Source organism: Alteromonas alvinellae (assembly GCF_902705805.1).
The window spans coordinates 15,518-32,911 of sequence record NZ_CACSIH010000200.1; the positions used below are offsets into that span (position 1 = coordinate 15,518).

Annotated in this window: 16 protein-coding genes and 1 pseudogene; 10 read left to right on the plus strand and 7 right to left on the minus strand. The window is 46.0% G+C overall.

Translation table 11 applies throughout. The features are described 5' to 3' along the window. Positions 1–71: 71 nt before the first annotated feature. The gene (locus tag ACX5KA_RS14250; protein ID WP_458731479.1) at positions 72–482 is read right to left on the minus strand and encodes a methylglyoxal synthase; all 411 of its coding nucleotides are present in this window, start codon (positions 480–482) and stop codon (positions 72–74) included. A gap of 421 nt (positions 483–903) precedes the next feature. Here ACX5KA_RS14250 and ACX5KA_RS14255 point away from each other — a divergent pair, with 421 nt between their 5' ends. The 8 genes from ACX5KA_RS14255 to ACX5KA_RS14290 all read left to right on the plus strand — a co-directional run bounded on the left by ACX5KA_RS14255 (position 904) and on the right by ACX5KA_RS14290 (position 8,982). Further along, entirely contained in the window at positions 904–1,029 is a 126-nt protein-coding gene (locus ACX5KA_RS14255; RefSeq protein ID WP_276203235.1) for a hypothetical protein, read from the plus strand. A gap of 107 nt (positions 1,030–1,136) precedes the next feature. After that, positions 1,137–2,150: an N-acetyl-gamma-glutamyl-phosphate reductase gene (argC, locus tag ACX5KA_RS14260; protein WP_458731480.1), complete on the plus strand. Its 1,014-nt coding sequence runs from the start codon at positions 1,137–1,139 to the stop codon at positions 2,148–2,150. Further along, positions 2,147–2,992 carry an acetylglutamate kinase gene (gene argB / locus ACX5KA_RS14265; protein WP_458731481.1) on the plus strand — a complete coding sequence of 282 codons (846 nt, stop codon included), beginning with the start codon at positions 2,147–2,149 and terminating at the stop codon, positions 2,990–2,992. The genes argC and argB overlap by 4 nt, the downstream gene beginning before the upstream one ends. Next, complete coding sequence (locus ACX5KA_RS14270; protein ID WP_423078790.1) at positions 2,989–3,900, plus strand: ornithine carbamoyltransferase; 912 nt, start codon at positions 2,989–2,991, stop codon at positions 3,898–3,900. The genes argB and ACX5KA_RS14270 overlap by 4 nt, the downstream gene beginning before the upstream one ends. Positions 3,901–3,937: 37 nt before the next feature. Continuing rightward, complete coding sequence (locus ACX5KA_RS14275; RefSeq protein ID WP_458731482.1) at positions 3,938–5,149, plus strand: argininosuccinate synthase; 1,212 nt, start codon at positions 3,938–3,940, stop codon at positions 5,147–5,149. 53 nt (positions 5,150–5,202) lie between these two features. Next, positions 5,203–6,585, plus strand: coding sequence for an argininosuccinate lyase (argH, locus tag ACX5KA_RS14280; protein ID WP_014948049.1), 1,383 nt, complete (start codon positions 5,203–5,205; stop codon positions 6,583–6,585). A gap of 18 nt (positions 6,586–6,603) precedes the next feature. After that, positions 6,604–7,914: an amino-acid N-acetyltransferase gene (gene argA, locus ACX5KA_RS14285; protein ID WP_039219249.1), complete on the plus strand. Its 1,311-nt coding sequence runs from the start codon at positions 6,604–6,606 to the stop codon at positions 7,912–7,914. A 171-nt stretch (positions 7,915–8,085) separates the two neighbouring features. Next, positions 8,086–8,982: an alpha/beta hydrolase family protein gene (locus ACX5KA_RS14290; protein ID WP_458731483.1), complete on the plus strand. Its 897-nt coding sequence runs from the start codon at positions 8,086–8,088 to the stop codon at positions 8,980–8,982. A gap of 65 nt (positions 8,983–9,047) precedes the next feature. Here ACX5KA_RS14290 and ACX5KA_RS14295 read toward each other — a convergent pair whose 3' ends face one another. Next, a complete protein-coding gene (locus ACX5KA_RS14295; protein ID WP_458731484.1) occupies positions 9,048–9,998 on the minus strand; it encodes a DUF2855 family protein in 951 nt (316 codons plus the stop codon). Positions 9,999–10,012: 14 nt separating this feature from the next. Continuing rightward, positions 10,013–10,676 (minus strand): annotated as a pseudogene (locus tag ACX5KA_RS14300) (NAD(P)-binding protein); the annotation flags it as partial. Positions 10,677–10,800: 124 nt separating this feature from the next. Between ACX5KA_RS14300 and ACX5KA_RS14305 the strand changes: the two are divergent. Beyond that, positions 10,801–11,379 carry a TetR/AcrR family transcriptional regulator gene (locus ACX5KA_RS14305; protein WP_039219244.1) on the plus strand — a complete coding sequence of 193 codons (579 nt, stop codon included), beginning with the start codon at positions 10,801–10,803 and terminating at the stop codon, positions 11,377–11,379. Between the two features lie 50 nt (positions 11,380–11,429). Here the strand turns inward: ACX5KA_RS14305 and ACX5KA_RS14310 are convergent, their stop codons facing one another. Further along, a complete protein-coding gene (locus ACX5KA_RS14310) occupies positions 11,430–12,905 on the minus strand; it encodes a catalase (protein ID WP_458731485.1) in 1,476 nt (491 codons plus the stop codon). Between the two features lie 509 nt (positions 12,906–13,414). Between ACX5KA_RS14310 and ACX5KA_RS14315 the strand changes: the two genes are divergently transcribed. Continuing rightward, entirely contained in the window at positions 13,415–13,942 is a 528-nt protein-coding gene (locus ACX5KA_RS14315) for a hypothetical protein (protein ID WP_458731486.1), read from the plus strand. 47 nt (positions 13,943–13,989) lie between these two features. Here ACX5KA_RS14315 and yghU read toward each other — a convergent pair whose 3' ends face one another. The 3 genes from yghU to ACX5KA_RS14330 all read right to left on the minus strand — a co-directional run bounded on the left by yghU (position 13,990) and on the right by ACX5KA_RS14330 (position 17,387). Then, on the minus strand, positions 13,990–14,847 hold the full coding sequence (yghU, locus tag ACX5KA_RS14320; RefSeq protein ID WP_458731487.1) for a glutathione-dependent disulfide-bond oxidoreductase: 858 nt from the start codon (positions 14,845–14,847) through the stop codon (positions 13,990–13,992). A 280-nt stretch (positions 14,848–15,127) separates the two neighbouring features. After that, positions 15,128–15,385 carry a hypothetical protein gene (locus tag ACX5KA_RS14325; protein WP_039217612.1) on the minus strand — a complete coding sequence of 86 codons (258 nt, stop codon included), beginning with the start codon at positions 15,383–15,385 and terminating at the stop codon, positions 15,128–15,130. A 310-nt stretch (positions 15,386–15,695) separates the two neighbouring features. Beyond that, positions 15,696–17,387: an NAD-dependent malic enzyme gene (locus tag ACX5KA_RS14330; RefSeq protein ID WP_039217614.1), complete on the minus strand. Its 1,692-nt coding sequence runs from the start codon at positions 17,385–17,387 to the stop codon at positions 15,696–15,698. Positions 17,388–17,394: the final 7 nt, after the last annotated feature.

A 17,394-nucleotide genomic window follows, 5' to 3' on the forward strand; every position in this document is an offset into this window, starting at 1 on the left:
CCCATCTTACCCACAGTAACGAGTGCTGGCTTCGGCCAGCCTTTTTTACCGCTAGTTGCTAGTTATACTCTCTAGAAGTTCGGTTTAACTGGCTTGTAATCAGGTGATAGGAAAAGCGGTGACGTAATTACCAAATCTGCCGTGGCTGGCGTACAGGCTACAGGTACATTCCATACTGAACACAACCGCAATAGTGCTTTTACATCGGGGTCGTGGGGCGCTGGATTCAATGGGTCCCAAAAGAAGAATAGCGCGTCTAGCTTGTTTTCCGCGATCAATGCGCCTATTTGCTGGTCCCCGCCAAGCGGGCCGCTTTTATAGCGTGTAACGTCTAATCCGGTTTCACTGGCAATTAAACCGCCTGTTGTTCCTGTTCCTACTAAATTACACTGCTTAAGCACGTCAATATGCTGCTTAACCCATGCCAGTAATTCGGGTTTCTTATGGTCATGCGCCACCAGCGCTAAAGTAAGTTTGCTCATTTTATTTTCCGAGTTTAATCCCAACATCCTATCTTTACAGTCTTCAGCTTAGGGCTGTAGCGACCTATCATTTACAACTGTCTCATTTTATACGCCGCTCGCGTTTTGCGACTAGGGCCTGTTTTTTTTTGCAAAAACCAACTCAATTTTTAGCCTTTTAAGTATCAACGCTACCAGAAATAAGTACGGCTACTGTATATCTGGAGCCAAAAATAAATATTCAGTTCTATTAATCTTATTGTCAACTTACTGTCACAACTATAAATATATCATTAACTGCTCTTTTTACTGCCTAAGCTGCACAAAAAGCAATAAAAATATTTATACATTTTTATTGCATAAAAATTCAGATTGGATACAATTATCTACGGTTAAGGCATCCAACCCTAAAATTTGGGTTGTAACATGATAGGAATTGATGATGACACAACCAACTCGCGTTGTTGGTTCAACCACTAGCAACGACAAAGAGTTTACCTCTCCCCTGGCTGGCTACACCTTGCATAGCGCACGACGATGCGTGTGCACATCTATGCTTATTCGGTAGCACACTTTTTACCTTTGTAATGTGGTCGCGGTTAGGCAAGGATTTACGCCCAACCAGTTTACAAAGGTAAAAAGTGATTTTTTCTCCTTTTATTGAATTTTTAAATTATGTATAGCGTTTCAATTATTGGTGCCAGTGGTTACACAGGGGCACAACTTGTTCAGTTGGTAATTCAACATCCTAAACTAGTGTTGGCGGGTACTTATGTATCTGAGAAAAGTAGCGACGCGGGTAAAAATATTGCACAACTTCACGGCAACTTGGCTCACGTTAATGCTACGCTCACGCCTATCTCAGAAGCTGCTTTAAAAGAAATGGCTGACGGTGTCGATTTTATCTTTCTTGCCACACCTCACGAAGCAAGCCACGACTGGATGCCTATCTTGTCCTCAGGCAAAGCAAAAGTGCTCGATTTATCGGGGGCCTTCAGACTTAAAGATACCGACGTTTTTGAACAGTTTTACGGCTTTCCACATACGCAAGAGCAAAGCTTGTCTCAAGCTGTTTACGGCCTTGCCGAGTGGCATGAAGCTCAAATTGCCTCTGCCGACGTTATCGCTGTGCCGGGTTGCTATCCCACTGCTAGCCTTAGTGCACTTAAACCTCTTGCTCACAATAATTTACTAGATGAAAGCGTACGCCCTGTAATTAACGCTGTTTCCGGTGTGTCGGGTGCAGGCAGGAAAGCTAGCCTAACCACCAGCTTCTTTGAAGTGAGCCTTCAGGCATACGGCGTGTTAGGTCATCGTCATACCCCTGAAATTGAAGCCTACTTGGGGACGCCTGTTATCTTTACGCCGCACTTAGGTAATTTTAAACGTGGGATATTGGCCACGGTAACCGTTAAGGTAAAAGCTGGTACCACCAGCGCGCAACTTGAACAAGCGTACACTGACGCCTATGCTGATAAACCCATTGTGCGTTTGCGCAAGAGTTTTCCAAAAATTGACGACGTTGCTCATACCCCATTTGTTGATCTTCATTGGAAGTTAGATGAAGCATCTGGATACGCAGTTATTACCGCTGCAATCGACAACGTAATGAAAGGTGCTGCCTCTCAGGCAATACAGTGCCTTAACATAATGACGAAACAACCAGTAGAGACAGGGTTAGTACTATGAGTGTTTCACCAATTGTAATTAAAGTTGGCGGTGCATTACTCGACGATACCGCCGCAATGACACGGTTATTTCTAAGCGTAAAAGACGTGCAGGCCACACGCCCCGTGGTAGTGGTTCACGGAGGCGGACCATTAGTGGAGACGCTTATGGCGAGTCTTGGTCTTCAAAGCACAAAAATTGATGGCCTTCGGGTTACGCCCGATGAACATATGCCTTATATCTGCGGAGCCCTCGCTGGCTCTGCCAACAAGCAGCTATGCGCAGCGGCTTTGGCTTCAGGCTTAACCCCTGTTGGTTTGTCGTTGTTAGACGGTAATATGGTGGTGTGTGAGCCTCTAGCTGACCAGTATGGTGCCGTGGGCGTGCCGTCGACAGCAGACGCATCATTTCTAAAAAGCGTATTAGCCCAGTCAACACTACCGGTAATCAGTTCTATTGGTTCAAGCCCACAAGGTAGATTGCTAAATGTAAATGCCGATCAAGCCGCAACAGTTATTGCTGAGCTTCTTAACGCTGAGCTTTTACTTCTTTCCAATGTTGACGGTGTGTTAGACGGTGACAAATTGCTAATTAGCGAACTTAGCGCTGCAAGCATATCGAAGTACGCAGACGAAGGCGTTATTACCGACGGGATGAAAGTAAAAGTGGATGCGGCACTCGCGTCTGCAGAGAATTTAGGCCGCGCAGTTTACATCGCGAGTTGGGCCGCCGACATCAACGACATTTTAAATAAGAAAACGGGCACGCAAATACTGCCCTCAGCGCTGACAAATACACCGTCAACAAACGCTGACTTACCCCACACCGACTTTACAAAAGGCAATGCCGGAGAAGTACAATGAAACAGGACCTACTAACCTTTGCAGACTGGACACCCGACGCAATGAAAAACTTGCTGCAATTGGCTGTAGAAATTAAACAAGCCCCAGCAAGTTACAGCAACGTGCTAGCGGGGAAATCAATTGTTGCCCTGTTTGAAAAGCCATCTTTGCGAACCCGCGTTAGCTTCGATATTGGTATTAACAAGCTTGGCGGCCACATGGTGTATTTAGATGTGCAGTCGGGCAAATTAGCAGGCCGTGAAGACGCAGTAGACACCGCCGCTAACCTTGCGTGTTGGGCTGACGCCATTGTTGCTCGCGTATTTTCTCACAGCACGCTGGAAACCTTTTCTAAGGCTGCAAATGTGCCCGTTATCAACGCATTGTGTGATAAATATCATCCATGCCAAGGCCTTGCAGATTACCTCACTATGTTTGAACGCTTCGGCAAAACCGAAGGTCTTACCATGGCTTATGTAGGCGACGGCAACAATGTAACTCACTCACTATTAATTGTTGGTGCGCTGCTAGGTTGCAACCAAGTTGTAGTCACGCCAGAGGGCCACGAAGCGGCACCTGAAATTGTGGCGCAAGCCAAAGCAATTGCCGAGAAAACGGGTGTATCGATTGTTGAAAGCACAGAGCTTAGTGCTGCTAACGGTGCAGACGTTATATATGCAGATACATGGCTTTCAATGGGTGACGAGACGCCACTTGAAGTGATTAAAGAAAAGTTCATGCCTTATCAGGTGAACGAAGCGTTGATGGAAGCAACCGGTGCTAGCTACGTTATGCACTGCCAACCTGCCCATCGCGATTTAGAAATTACGGGCTCGTTGATTGATAGCGATAAATCGCTATTAATGCAGCAAGCCGAAAATAGAATGCATGGCCAAAACGCCATTCTTACTCAATTACTTAACGCTTAAAAAGACGCCTAAAAAGACGCTTAGAAGGATTATTTAGATGCAAAAAGTTAAAAAAATCGTGCTGGCCTATTCAGGCGGGCTTGATACATCAGCCATCATTCCATGGCTTAAAGAAAACTATGGCTGTGAAGTTGTCGCGTTTGCAGCAGATGTGGGTCAAGGTGATGAAGAACTAGAAGGCCTTCATGAAAAAGCTATCGCATCTGGCGCAAGCGAATGCCACATTGTTGATTTGAAAGAAGAGTTCGTAAGCGAATATATCTTCCCAACTATCACTACCGGTGCGGTTTACGAAGGTGAATATCTACTGGGTACGTCAATGGCACGCCCTGTGATCGCCAAAGCGCAAGTAGAGATTGCCCGTAAAGTAGGTGCCGACGCACTATGCCACGGCTGTACGGGTAAAGGTAACGACCAGGTACGCTTTGAAAGTACCTTTGCTGCTCTAGCCCCAGACCTTACGGTTATTGCGCCATGGCGTGAGTGGGACATGGTAAGCCGTGAAGACCTATTGGCTTATCTAGCAGAGCGCAATATTCCAACCACGGCGTCAGCAACAAAAATTTACAGCCGCGATGCAAACGCATGGCACATTTCACACGAAGGTGGCGAGCTTGAAGATCCATGGCAAGAGCCTACCAAGCAAGTGTGGACCATGACCGTTGACCCTGAAGATGCACCAGACACACCTGAGCGTGTAACCCTGTCGTTCAACGAAGGTAAACTTACCCACGTTGATGGTGAAGCACTATCGCCTTATCAAGCGCTAGTTAAACTTAATACTGTAGCTGCGGCGCATGGCGTTGGACGTATCGACATTGTTGAAAACCGCCTTGTTGGTATGAAGTCACGTGGCTGTTATGAAACGCCAGGAGGCACCGTACTGCTTAAAGCGTATAAAGCCCTAGAAACTATGGTGCTAGATAAGGCTGCGCTTAAATACCGTGAGCAAATTGGCCTTGAGTTCTCACACGTGATGTACGACGGCCGTTGGTTCACCACCCTTAACGACGCGCTACTTGCTGGTGCTGCTTCTTTTGCGAAGAAAGTAACAGGCGATATCGTGGTTAAGCTATACAAAGGCCAAGCTACGGTAACACAGCGTCGTTCACCTAATAGTCTTTACTCTGAAGACTTTGCCACCTTTGGTGCTGATGATGTTTACGACCAGAAGCACGCTGAAGGCTTTATCCGCCTGTTCAGCCTTTCAAGTCGTATCGAAGCACTGAAAAAACAAGGTGAACAATAAGCTTTACCTACAATAGTAAAGCTTAAGTCAGAACAGCATTTAAGGAGCATCACATGGCGTTGTGGGGTGGCCGGTTTGAATCCGGTGCAAGTAGTATGTTTAAACAGGTTAACGACTCGCTGCCGTTTGACCAAGTTATGGCAAGCCAAGATATTCAAGGCTCTATCAGCTGGTCGCGTGCGCTGCAAAAAGCAGGCGTATTGACCGTTGACGAACAAGCCCAGCTTGAGTCTGCATTGAGCGAGTTAAAAGCGAAAGCTGATGCAGGTGAATTAGACTTTAACGCATCTAGCGAAGAAGACATTCACAGCTTTGTTGAAGCTGCGCTTATTGAAAAGCTTGGTGACATTGGTCGTAAACTTCATACTGGGCGTAGCCGAAACGATCAGGTTGCCACCGACTTTCGCTTGTGGGTACGTGAACATATTGCCTCACTTCGCGCTGATGTTTTAGGTGTAATAAAGTCGCTTCTTAATGCCGCTAGCCGTCATCAAGAAGCGATCATCCCAGGTTATACGCACTTACAGCGTGCACAGCCTATTCACTTTGCACACTGGTGCTTGGCTTACGTTGAAATGCTAAAGCGTGACTTAAGCCGTTTAGACGACTTAAAAGTTCGCATGAATCAGTGCCCTCTAGGCTCTGGCGCATTGGCAGGCACGACTTTCCCTGTAGACCGTCATGCCATTGCTGAAGAGCTGGGCTTTGATTCTCCATGCCTTAACAGCCTAGACGCTGTGTCGGACAGAGACTTTGTGCTAGAGCTTTTATTTGTAGCCAGCACTAGCATGATGCACTTGTCACGTCTTGCCGAAGATATGATTTTTTATAACTCTGGCGAAGCAGGATTCTTACAGCTTGGCGATAGCGTAACCTCTGGTTCGTCGCTTATGCCGCAGAAGAAAAACCCTGATGCGCTTGAATTAATGCGCGGCAAATGTGGCCGTGTGTTTGGCTCTTTGCAGGCGCTGTTAGTTACCATGAAGGGGCTTCCTCTTGCCTACAACAAAGACATGCAAGAAGACAAAGAAGGCGCTATCGATACGGTTAATCAGTGGCATATTTGTTTATGCATTGCCAGTGAAGTGCTTGACTCACTGCAGCTAAACGAAGAGCGCTGTCGCGTTGCAGCAACCCAAGGGTTCTCTAACGCCACTGAGCTTGCCGATTATCTGGTAGGTAAAGGTGTGCCGTTTAGAACAGGCCACGATATTGCAGGGCGCGTTGTGCTTCAAGCCATCGATAAAGGCTGCGCTATTGAAGATTTACCACTTAGCGACATGCAGGCTATTTGCGACAAAATTGAAGACGACGTATACCCGGTACTACAGCTAGAGTACGGCGTGAATCAACGCAATATCTTGGGCGGCACCAGCAAAGAAACCGTGACGAAAGCACTGTATCAAGAGCTGGAAGACTTGGATAAGCAAGGGTAGCGACAAGGAACTGCTTAGATGGTATTAGCGCATCATGACGGCATAAAACTGTTTCGCAGTTCACTGCCCTATATTAATGCTCACCAGGGAAAGACCTTCGTTTTGATGTTCGGTGGCGAAGCCATCGAACATCCTAATTTCCCAAATATTATTCACGACATTGCCCTGCTTAATAGCTTGGGCGTGCGCGTGGTCGTAGTGCACGGTGCCCGCCCGCAGATTGATCAGCGCGTAGCCCTTCGCAACATCGAAGGTCGCTTTGAAAGCGGTGTACGCATTACCGACAAACAAACCCTTGAGTGCGTTAAAGATGCCGCCGGCTCGGTACGCTCTCAGGTAGAAGCCCTACTGACTATGGGGCTACCAAACTCACCTATGCACGGCTCGCAAATACGCGTGTGCTCGGGCAACCTTGTGGTTGCCAAGCCAATGGGCGTGCGAGGCGGTGTTGATTTTGAAAACACCGGTTTAGTGCGTCGTATTGATACCACAGGCATTAATGATCATTTAAACGATGGTTCGATTGTGCTGCTATCGCCTATGGGCTATTCATCAACGGGAGAAGTGTTTAACTTGTCGCACGAAGATGTAGCTACGCAGGCGGCTATAGCCCTTAAAGCGGACAAACTTATCGTATTTTCGAACTTTGATGGCGTATATAACCGTGAAGGTCGTTTACTTCGCACCATTGAACGCCCTCAACTAGAGCAGTTGATCATGGCAGGCGACATTACCACCGAAGATACGGTGTTAAGCGCTCTTACCACCAGCGTTGCCGCAGGTGTGCCCCGAGCTCACTGCATCAGCTTTGAAAAGGATGGCGCATTACTTCAAGAATTGTTCACCCGCGACGGAACGGGCTCGCTAGTGATGGAACACCATTACGAACAATTACGTGCAGCGACCATCGAAGATGTGGGCGGTATCTTAAAGCTGATAAAACCGCTAGAAGAAAGCGGCGTGTTAGTGAAACGCTCTCGTGAACGTTTAGAAAATGAAATAAACCAGTTTATAGTGATAGTGCGCGACGGCATGATCATCGCCTGTGCAGCCTTGTATTTATACCCCGAAGACGGTTGTGCCGAGCTAGCTTGTGTGGCAACCCACCAGGACTATCGCGGCAAAAACCGTGGCGAACGGATTTTAGATGAAGTGCGCGCCCGTGCTAAAGAAGCCGGTATTAACAGCATTTTTGTACTGACCACAGTTACCGCACACTGGTTTTTAGAGCAAGGGTTTGAACCTGCTGACATAAGTGCGCTACCTGCCGTGAAGAAAGAGCTATATAACTTCCAGCGTAATTCTAAGGTATTTACCTTGGCGGTGTAGAAAATTTCCTTTTAGCGCGAATGCTATGGCTTACCATCCCAGCTAAGCAGTGGCATTTGCGCGTCACTTATCACTCAGCACTAACTATCAACAAAATAAATAGTCAGGATATTGCATTTTATTGGTGCAGAAGGTTTACTGGTTAGACCAGATGAGTTTTCGAGATCTTCAATGTCGAGCAAAACAAAGCAACACGACCCCCTAAAAAGTACGAGTGTTAAAGATATCACTGTTACTTGTGCTGATAGTACACCGCTTGCCGCTTCCCTTTACTCTCCTGTCCGCCCTGCTAAAGCAGGAGTCATGATTGGCCCCGCAACAGGTATAAAACGCCAATTCTATAGCGCATTTGCCACTTACTTGAGTGAGCAAGGGTTTGGCGTTATCACGTTCGATAACCGTGGCATTGGCGGGGCGGTAAAGGACAGTGTTAAACAAAGTGACGCTTCACTCGTAACCTGGGGCGAGCAAGATATGCCAGCGGTGCTCGAGACACTAAAGATTCACTTCCCCAATGTGCCCTATTTTCTTGTTGGTCATAGTGCGGGAGGTCAGCTACTGGGTTTAATGCACAACGTACATGACCTCACTGCTTTTTGTAATTTTGGCAGTTCATCAGGTAGCCTACGAAATATGCGTAAAAGCTATTTGCTTAAAGCGCATTTCTTTATGAATTTCTATATTCCCATGAGTAATTTATTGTTTGGCCATACGAAATCTCAGTGGGTAGGCATGGGAGAGCCACTGCCTAAAAAAGTGGCGCGCCAGTGGCAAAAATGGTGTAACGGGAAAGGATACGTAAAAACAGGGTTCGGCAGTGATGTAAACCAGCACCACTACGACACCATTCAGATACCTTCTAAGTGGTTACTCGCCAACGACGACGACATTGCTAATATTCACAACGTTCACGATATGATTAGCGTTTTCCCCAATATGGAAGCTGAGGTGGAGGAACTCGACCCACTGGCCCATAACGTTAAGGAAATCGGTCACATGAAGTTTTTCTCACGGAAATGTCAGCATCTATGGCCGAAAGTCACCGATTACTTTAACCAATACATGTGATATCACCTTCGAACGAGCGCTTATATCAAAGCGCTCGAACTCGATACGGGTGCTCTGGTTACACGCTAAACAAGTGTGTATATTCTTCCTTCATTTGAAGGAATGTGACCTTGTTGATGTTCGCTAAAGTCATCTTGTAGCGCGCTTAACCCTTCACGCTCTTTAACGTTTAGCCAACCGGCGCTCCACGCAATGGCTTTTGCTACAAACCCGCTACTTAACTTCTGGTACTCAGCGGCTCCAATCTCAGACATACGCTGCTGTATATGAGCAGGGGCAAAGAAGAACTCCTCATCGCTTGACGGTTCAATGTCCTGCCAGTGAGTAAGCCCTACGCTGATGTATCTTGTTAGGTGTTCACCAAGTCTATGTTTGATTGATGCTTTGACCTGAGCATTACCTGACATGTCTACCACAACGGTACCTTTCAGTTGCAACATGTCCAGCTGTTCATAACTAGTAACAGCGCTGTAAACATCTAACCCTTTGAGGGATGCGACACGCTTATCTGACGTGACGCCTACCGCGCTAATACCAGCTTCTTTTAACGCAAAAGCAAGCCCTAAGCTGGTTTTGCTTGAAGCACTAAGCACCAGTAACTGTTCTCGCGTTGAAGCGGGTATGGATTCGACCACTTCCGACAAACAATAGGACGTAGCATAAAGCGGCCACAACAACATCTGAAAATTTTCTTGCTCGTGCTGCTTAGTGCTTATTTCAGCGTCAGCGTGGGCCGCTAGTGAAGGAAGTGGTCGGTAGACATTATACCCTTGGGGCAACTTCAAACGATGAGGGCTACAGTCTATTAAATTGTTGTTTGTCACCGTAGTGTTAGCCATAACCAAATATTCAGCGGGCGGGAAATAACCAAGGAAACGACTTCCTACTCCTACCGCATCGTTGTTAGAGCTAATTACTTGACCCACGCCCCATACTGGAATAACACCCCAATTTTCATTACTGCTGGTGTTAATCGGTGGAAAAAACTGCCAATAACCAAGCTTGTCACCCACCATATAGTAGGTCAGGTTATTGGCAGTAAAACGCCCCGCTCTTCCAATTTGTCGAACATATCCTCGATGGAACTTGACGCAGCGATAGCTTCCATTTGGTTTGCTTGTGCCCCAATAGAATCAAAGAAGAAGTCACTCAAGGGCTGCGTATTCTTCCGGTTCAATAACCATGCATCTCGCGATACTACCCAGTGGATATTATTCGGGGCGACGTGATTTTCGAGTAGCCATAGGCAGGTATCAATACCCGTTTTACCCCCACCGACAACCACATAGTTGTCAAAGCCTTCAATCTTTTGAACCACAGTATTAACCGGCGTAAAGGCAACGTCGTCGCGGGTAATACTGAACTCGGTTTGAAGGCAAAAAGGTTTCGTTCATTACGGCATCGAAATACGCACTCACTTCTTGGCCTGAGGCTAATCCCATTAAGCCTTCATTCAATCCTGTTTTATCAATAACGCCACGATTTAACTCTTTTGAACACACGCCATAAAAAGCTGACGGCTGGTGAAGAGTAACGAAGGGATAAGCGTAGTTCCAATGCCCTCCGGGCTTCGCATTTTTATCTACAATCAAAATGTTAGCATTAGTTTCGTGAAGTAGTACATCAGTAAAAGCCATCCCCACCGCGCCAGCACCAACAATTAAATAATCGCAGGTTAATTGCTCAGTTTTCATATATAGTGTCCTTATGAATAACCTGCGGGCAGGCAGGTTAAGTGTTAAACCAAGAGATATAACGGCGTTATAAAACCACTTTACATAACGGTGTTATATTGCGCAACATGTAAATGATGTGTAAATGAAAAAAGATACGCGACAAAAGATCTTAGACGCTGCCTCAGCGCTGTTTTTGAAAGGCGGAACGAATGCACTTAGCGTGCGCGCCATTGCTGACGGTGCAGGTATGTCAACGATTGGCATCTATAGCCACTTCAAAGGTAAGCAGGGTATTTTAGATGCGCTCTACATCGAAGGTTTCGAACTAGTAGAGCGTGAAATGTTGGCAGCCGACGGCAATACCGCGGCAGAAAAAGTGATTAATGGCTGCGAGCGTATTTTAACGTTTTCAGAAACTCATGCGGCCCATTATCGACTAATTTTTGCTTCTAATTTGAAAGACTATACGCCATCAGATGAAGCTATCGAGGCAGGTGAAAAAGCCTTTATCACGCTAACTAAACTTACTGCTGCGTTAATTAAAAAAGACCTGTCTGTTGAAGAAAAGCAAGATGTAGCTATGCAGGTATGGGCGCTAAATCATGGTTATATTACGTTGAATCAGCACGAAATTAGCAACCGTATTACTTGGAACAATTGGAAAGAACGCGCACTTCAGGCCATTCGCTTGCACGTTTACGCCCTAGTCGCTACCCAGTAAAAAAAGGAGGCAGAGTATATTTTAATAATATACTCTGCCCCCCATGTTCTTTATTTGCTGGCTACCGCCTTTCTAACACGAGCACCGTAGTCGCTGTCGGCTAAATCGTATTGCACGAACATCGCTTCTTGCACGTCTTGCGTTGCTTGGCTTAGGCCGTCAGCAATATTGCTCACCAACTGCTGCTTTTGATCTTCACTCATGATGCGGTACAAGTCACCAGCCTGCGAGTAGTTATCTTCATCACGGTTATCATAAATATCTAACCATGCATCTTGCTCTAAAGGCATCGGTGGCTCTTGTACCTCTGGCATTTCAGCAGGCTCACCAATGCGAGCACGATTGTTTGGATAGAAGTTGGCTCCACTTCCTGCAAGTGCTGGGTTAATTCCCGCAAAGGCTCCATCTCGTTGATAATTGTGCACTGGACAACGCGGCGCGTTTACCGGTATTTGGTTGTAGTTTGCACCAATGCGGTATCTGTGCGCATCTTGATATCCAATTAGTCGCGCTTGAAGCATTCTGTCTGGCGACGCACCAATACCCGGTACCAAATTGCTCGGCGCGAACGCGGCTTGCTCAGTTTCTGCAAAGTAGTTATCAACATTGCGGTTTAGCTCCAACTGTCCTACTTCAATTAATGGGAAGTCGCTGTGCGGCCATACCTTGGTAAGATCAAACGGATTGATACGATAATTACGTGCTTCCTCTTCGGTCATAATCTGCACGTTCACTGTCCACGATGGAAAATCACCATTATCAATACTTTCGACCAAGTCTTGCTGAGCGCCATAAGCAGGCATCTTTGCCGCTTCTTCGCTAGTTAGCGTTTTAATACCTTGGTTAGTTTTAAAGTGCCATTTCACCCAATAGCGTTCGCCTGCGTTATTCCAGAAACTCAACGTATGAGAGCTATAGCCATTCACATGGCGATATGAAAGTGGAATACCGCGATCAGACATCAAGATTGTCGATTGATGTAGCGACTGTGGATTGTTCGCCCAAAACTCATAGACAGCTTGCGGGTCAGGCAAGTTAGTGCGTGGGTTCTTTTTCTGGCTGTGGATAAAGTCAGGAAACTTGATGCCATCTCGTAAGAAGAATACCGGAGTATTATTTCCTACCATGTCCCAGTTTCCCTGTTCGGTATAAAACTTCACCGAAAAACCACGAGGATCACGGGCATAGTCACTTGAATCCTGACCACCACCTACAGTAGAAAAGCGCAAAAATACGTCGGTTTTTTGCCCTTCTTTTTGCAAGAAGTCAGCAATCGTATAATCAGACAAACTTTTAGTTAGCGTAAAAGTACCATATGCTGCACTACCTCTAGCGTGAACTACGCGCTCTGGAATTCGCTCGCGGTTAAAGTGCGCAAGCTTCTCGAACAAATAGTGGTTGTCGAAAGTAACGGGGCCACGTGGTCCTGCAGTTCGACTTTGATTGTCATCAGCAACGGGCGCACCATTGCTAGATGTTAACGTGGTGGGATTTACAGCTTTACCTGAAAATGGACACTTACTCATTGCGAATTCCTTCTAATTCATTTCTCGCCCACTTTTCAGCTTTACTAATAGTCTCGCTAAATCTGGGCACTACGTGCGCAATTAACAACGTTTTGTTAATCACCTTTTTCGTTTAAAAAGATAATCGCTGATTCACATAAACAATTAAAGCGAACAAAATAGATAGTACTAATCGTGATTTCAAATCACACTAAAACGCCTTTTACTAGGTGAATGTTTTTGAATATCTGGTTTTGCTGCCGGGGCGTCGTAAGATGAGGGTAAGCATTGGTGCATTTCATCTGACTGGAAGGAGCGAAAGCTACTTATCGCTATTGTCTGGCATCTAAAATAAATGGTGAAATGTGAAAATTTCATGGGTTCTTCAGTTGACGCGTTCACTATTTTAGTTCGATAGAGGCTATAAAAAGATAGAGCAGAGCGAATTACTTTTTTGCAATGAAAGTCTAGCGGTGTGCTTTTTTCGTATAAGGAAAATAAGCATCCGCAATCTACCAGAGGCTTGCCTCATGACAAAGCCACTCATATTCATTACCGGTTTTATAATGATATGCATCATTGCCGTTGCGTCTTGGAATACCTTTGAAACACTTTGGCGTATTAACAGCAAGAACAGCGAGCTAAGTTTTATGGGCAGTTCAGGGTGGCAGTGGCATAACAAATCACAGGGGCTTCAAATTAAGCGAGTTGATGGCCATTTGCCAGCGCTGAGAAAAGTATCTAAGAGCAAAGAATATGCATCGCTCATTACCATTACAGAAAACGGCAGCTACCGGGGTTTTGTGTTTTTTGACCAAGACTGTGAAGAAGGTGCTGTTGTCTCAGAGCGGGTAGCTTACAGTGAGGCAGAACCAGCAAAAATTGAAGTATTACACTGTCTGCATGGCAAGCTGGTGTATATGAAAAGCTGGTCTACAGTGCCTAACGAAAGCTGGCGAGGCCGCGTAGGCAACTTTGAATTTAATGAGCCCCTGAATGAATGGGATTTCACACCACTTCAACAAGCTTATTTAAAAAGTGTGGCAGAGCTCATTTGAAAGTTGGGGGGTCAGAGTACTTTTTAAATGTACTCTGACCCCGTTAATTAGGTGTTGGCGAGTGCACCGTCGATATCTTTTGCGCTGTGGCGGTTTTCTAACTGACCATCGTCACCCCAGGTCTTATTGACAATACGGCCACGTTTAACGCCTTCTCGCTGCTCTAGTTGCTTAGCCCAGCGGACTAAATTGGTGTACTCGTGCACCTGAAGGAAAGTGGCTGCATCGTACAGATTTCCGAGCACTAAATTGCCGTACCACGGCCATATAGCCATGTCAGCGATACTGTACTCGCTACCTGCCATGAACTCATTGTTTGCTAAGTGCTTGTCTAGCACATCTAACTGACGCTTAGTTTCCATGGTAAAGCGGTTGATTGGATATTCCATTGGATATGGCGCATAGCTGTAGAAGTGCCCGAAACCACCGCCTAAGTAAGGCGCTGACCCCACCTGCCAGAACAGCCAGTTGAAACATTCCGCCTTTGCATGGGCGTCTTGCGGAATGAACTTACCGAATTTTTCCGCCAAGTAAACTAAGATTGACCCAGACTCGAACAGCTTGGTTTCTGGCGTCGTTGTCATGTCGACCATGGCAGGGATTTTACTATTAGGGTTAACGTCAACAAACCCAGAAGAAAACTGATCGCCCTCACCAATGTTTATTAGCCAAGCATCGTATTCAGCTTCACTTACGCCAGCAGCTAACAGCTCTTCTAGCATGATGGTAACTTTCTGACCGTTAGGCGTAGCTAACGAGTAAAGCTGCAGACCATGTTCGCCGTTGGGACGAGCCTTTTCATGGGTAGCGCCCGATACAGGACGATTGATACTGGCCCACTTGTTGCCATCATCTTCAGCCTGAGTCCAAACTTCTGGTGGTGTGTAGTTACTTTCTGTCGACATAGCAATTCCTTTAAATGACTTTATCGTTAAGGTTAGTGCAATACATAGCTACTAAGAACAGCTTTTAAAGACTTATAGCTCAACGGTGTCGACTAATAAACGGCGATATACGTTTATTGACATAAAAAAGCCGCGCTTTAGCTTTATCCAGAGCGCGGTTTTATGAATAAAAGGCGAGCAGTCCTTTGCCCGCAAACTGGTACTATCGATAGTTGCCATAATCTTTTGCCAGCGGTAACCGTGGCAGAATCGATAGTGTGTAAGAAGGATTAGCCGCGAATTACTTAACCTCGTAGTAGGCATCAATTAAGTCGGATTCATCCAGATAAGCAAACATTTCAATTTGCTCATCCACTGGGCTTTCTGAAACTGTACTAGCAGCCGTTTTAGCAGCTTTTTCATCTTGTGCTGCAACATCAACATTAGGTGCGTCGCAAGCTGAGAGTGTTGCAAGAGCGGCCATAACTAATGACGTAGAGAATGAGCGCTTAATAATTCGCGCGTAGAAAGGACTTACCTTGTTTTTTAACTTGGTCATCAATAACACCCCTTGCTCCTTGTTGTAACTATTAAGAGGTGTATCAATCATTGTGCCAATTAAAATTAATTCATTAATAACAGCGGGTTAGCGGAAAATTAACGTGAATATATATGAATAACACATAGGAAATGTTGCGCATAGGCAACACCATATTACATTTGGTTGGAGTTCAGCCGCGAAATGGATGAAGTTCGAGCAGTGAGACGGTGGCTTACTTCAGCTTTTGGGTTGTAAGTCATGGTGAAAGCGTTGTTCACAAGTACTAAAAAAGCAGGCTAAGCCTGCTTTTTTATAACGTTAACGGATACTAGATGCTTACCCGCTTGTAAGGGCGGTACTCTGCTTTCCAGAAGTTACGCTCAATGCTGGCGCGCAATGCGTCGTCAGACATCTCAAGCGCTAGCCCTTGCTCCATAGCAACTTTACCCACTTCAAAAGCAATCTCACGACTAATTTCAGCAATTGCAGCAAGTGGTGGCAATAGTGAGCCTTGCCCTGTGTTGACTAATGGCGACGCCGCCGCAAGAGCGTTACTTGCAGCCATTAGCATTTCATCACTAATGAGCTTCGCTTTTGAGGCGACAACACCAAGGCCGATACCAGGGAAAATATACGAGTTATTACACTGAGCAATAGGGATGATATTGCCATTGTACTCTACGGGCTTGAACGGACTACCAGTTGCGATAATTACCTCGCCATCTGTCCATTCAATTACTTGCTCGGGGCGCGCTTCAACTTGTCGTGAGGGGTTACTTAACGGGAAGATTATGGGCAATTCACAGCCTTGTTTCATGGCACGGATCACCTGCTCAGTAAACAAGCCTGGCTGACCAGAGACACCAATAAGTACATCTGGTTTCGCGCAATGCATCACATCCAACAGTGACGCGTAATCTCCACTGAATGTCCAATCAGCTAAATCTGCATTTCTCTGCTGAAGCTTTTGCTGAAAGTCGCGTAAACCTTCCATGCCCTCAGTCACCAAGCCAAAGCGGTCAATCATAAACACTTGTTTACGCGCTTGTTCATCAGTAAGGCCTTCAAACACCATTTGCTGAATAAGCATTTCGGCAATGCCACAGCCAGCTGACCCCGCACCCACAAACACGACCTTCATGTCACGCAGCTTTTGCTGCTTGGTTTTACAAGCCGCCAAAATAGTGCCAAGGGTAACGGCAGCAGTTCCTTGAATATCGTCGTTAAAACAACACACGTCGTTACGATAGCGATTTAATAACGGCATAGCGTTAGGCTGCGCAAAATCTTCAAACTGAATCATGACATCAGGCCAGCGTCGCTTCACAGCATTAATGAACATATCAACGAATTCGTCGTATTCTTCCTGTCCAATACGAGGATGGCGCGCCCCCATGTACATTGGGTCGTTTAGTAGCTTTTCGTTGTTAGTCCCTACATCTAACATTACGGGCAATGTGTATGCTGGGCTAATTCCACCACACGCGGTGTAAAGCGAAAGCTTACCAATGGGAATGCCCATCCCCCCGATACCTTGGTCTCCCAAGCCTAAAATACGCTCACCGTCAGTTACAACAATCACCTTCACTTTGCGCTTAGTCGCATTGCGAACAATGTCATCTAGCTGATGGCGCTCTTCATAAGATACGAATAAGCCTCGTGAACTGCGATAAATATCAGAAAACTGTTCACATGCATCACCGACTGTTGGGGTGTAGATGATAGGCATCATCTCATCGATGTGCTTTTGAATAAGACGATAAAATAAGGTTTCGTTGTTGTCTTGAATAGCACGTAAATAAATGTGCTTATTGAGTGATTCATCGAAGCTACTGTATTGCATATAGGCGCGTTCAACTTGCTCTTCAATAGTTTCGTACCGTGGAGGCACAAGACCAGTTAGGTTGAACGCAGCTCTCTCGCGCGCAGTGAAGGCGCTACCTTTATTAAGTAGGGGCGTTTCCAGCAGTGAAGGGCCGGCATGAGGAATATAAAGATATCGCTGTGAATCTTCTGACATTGGTTTT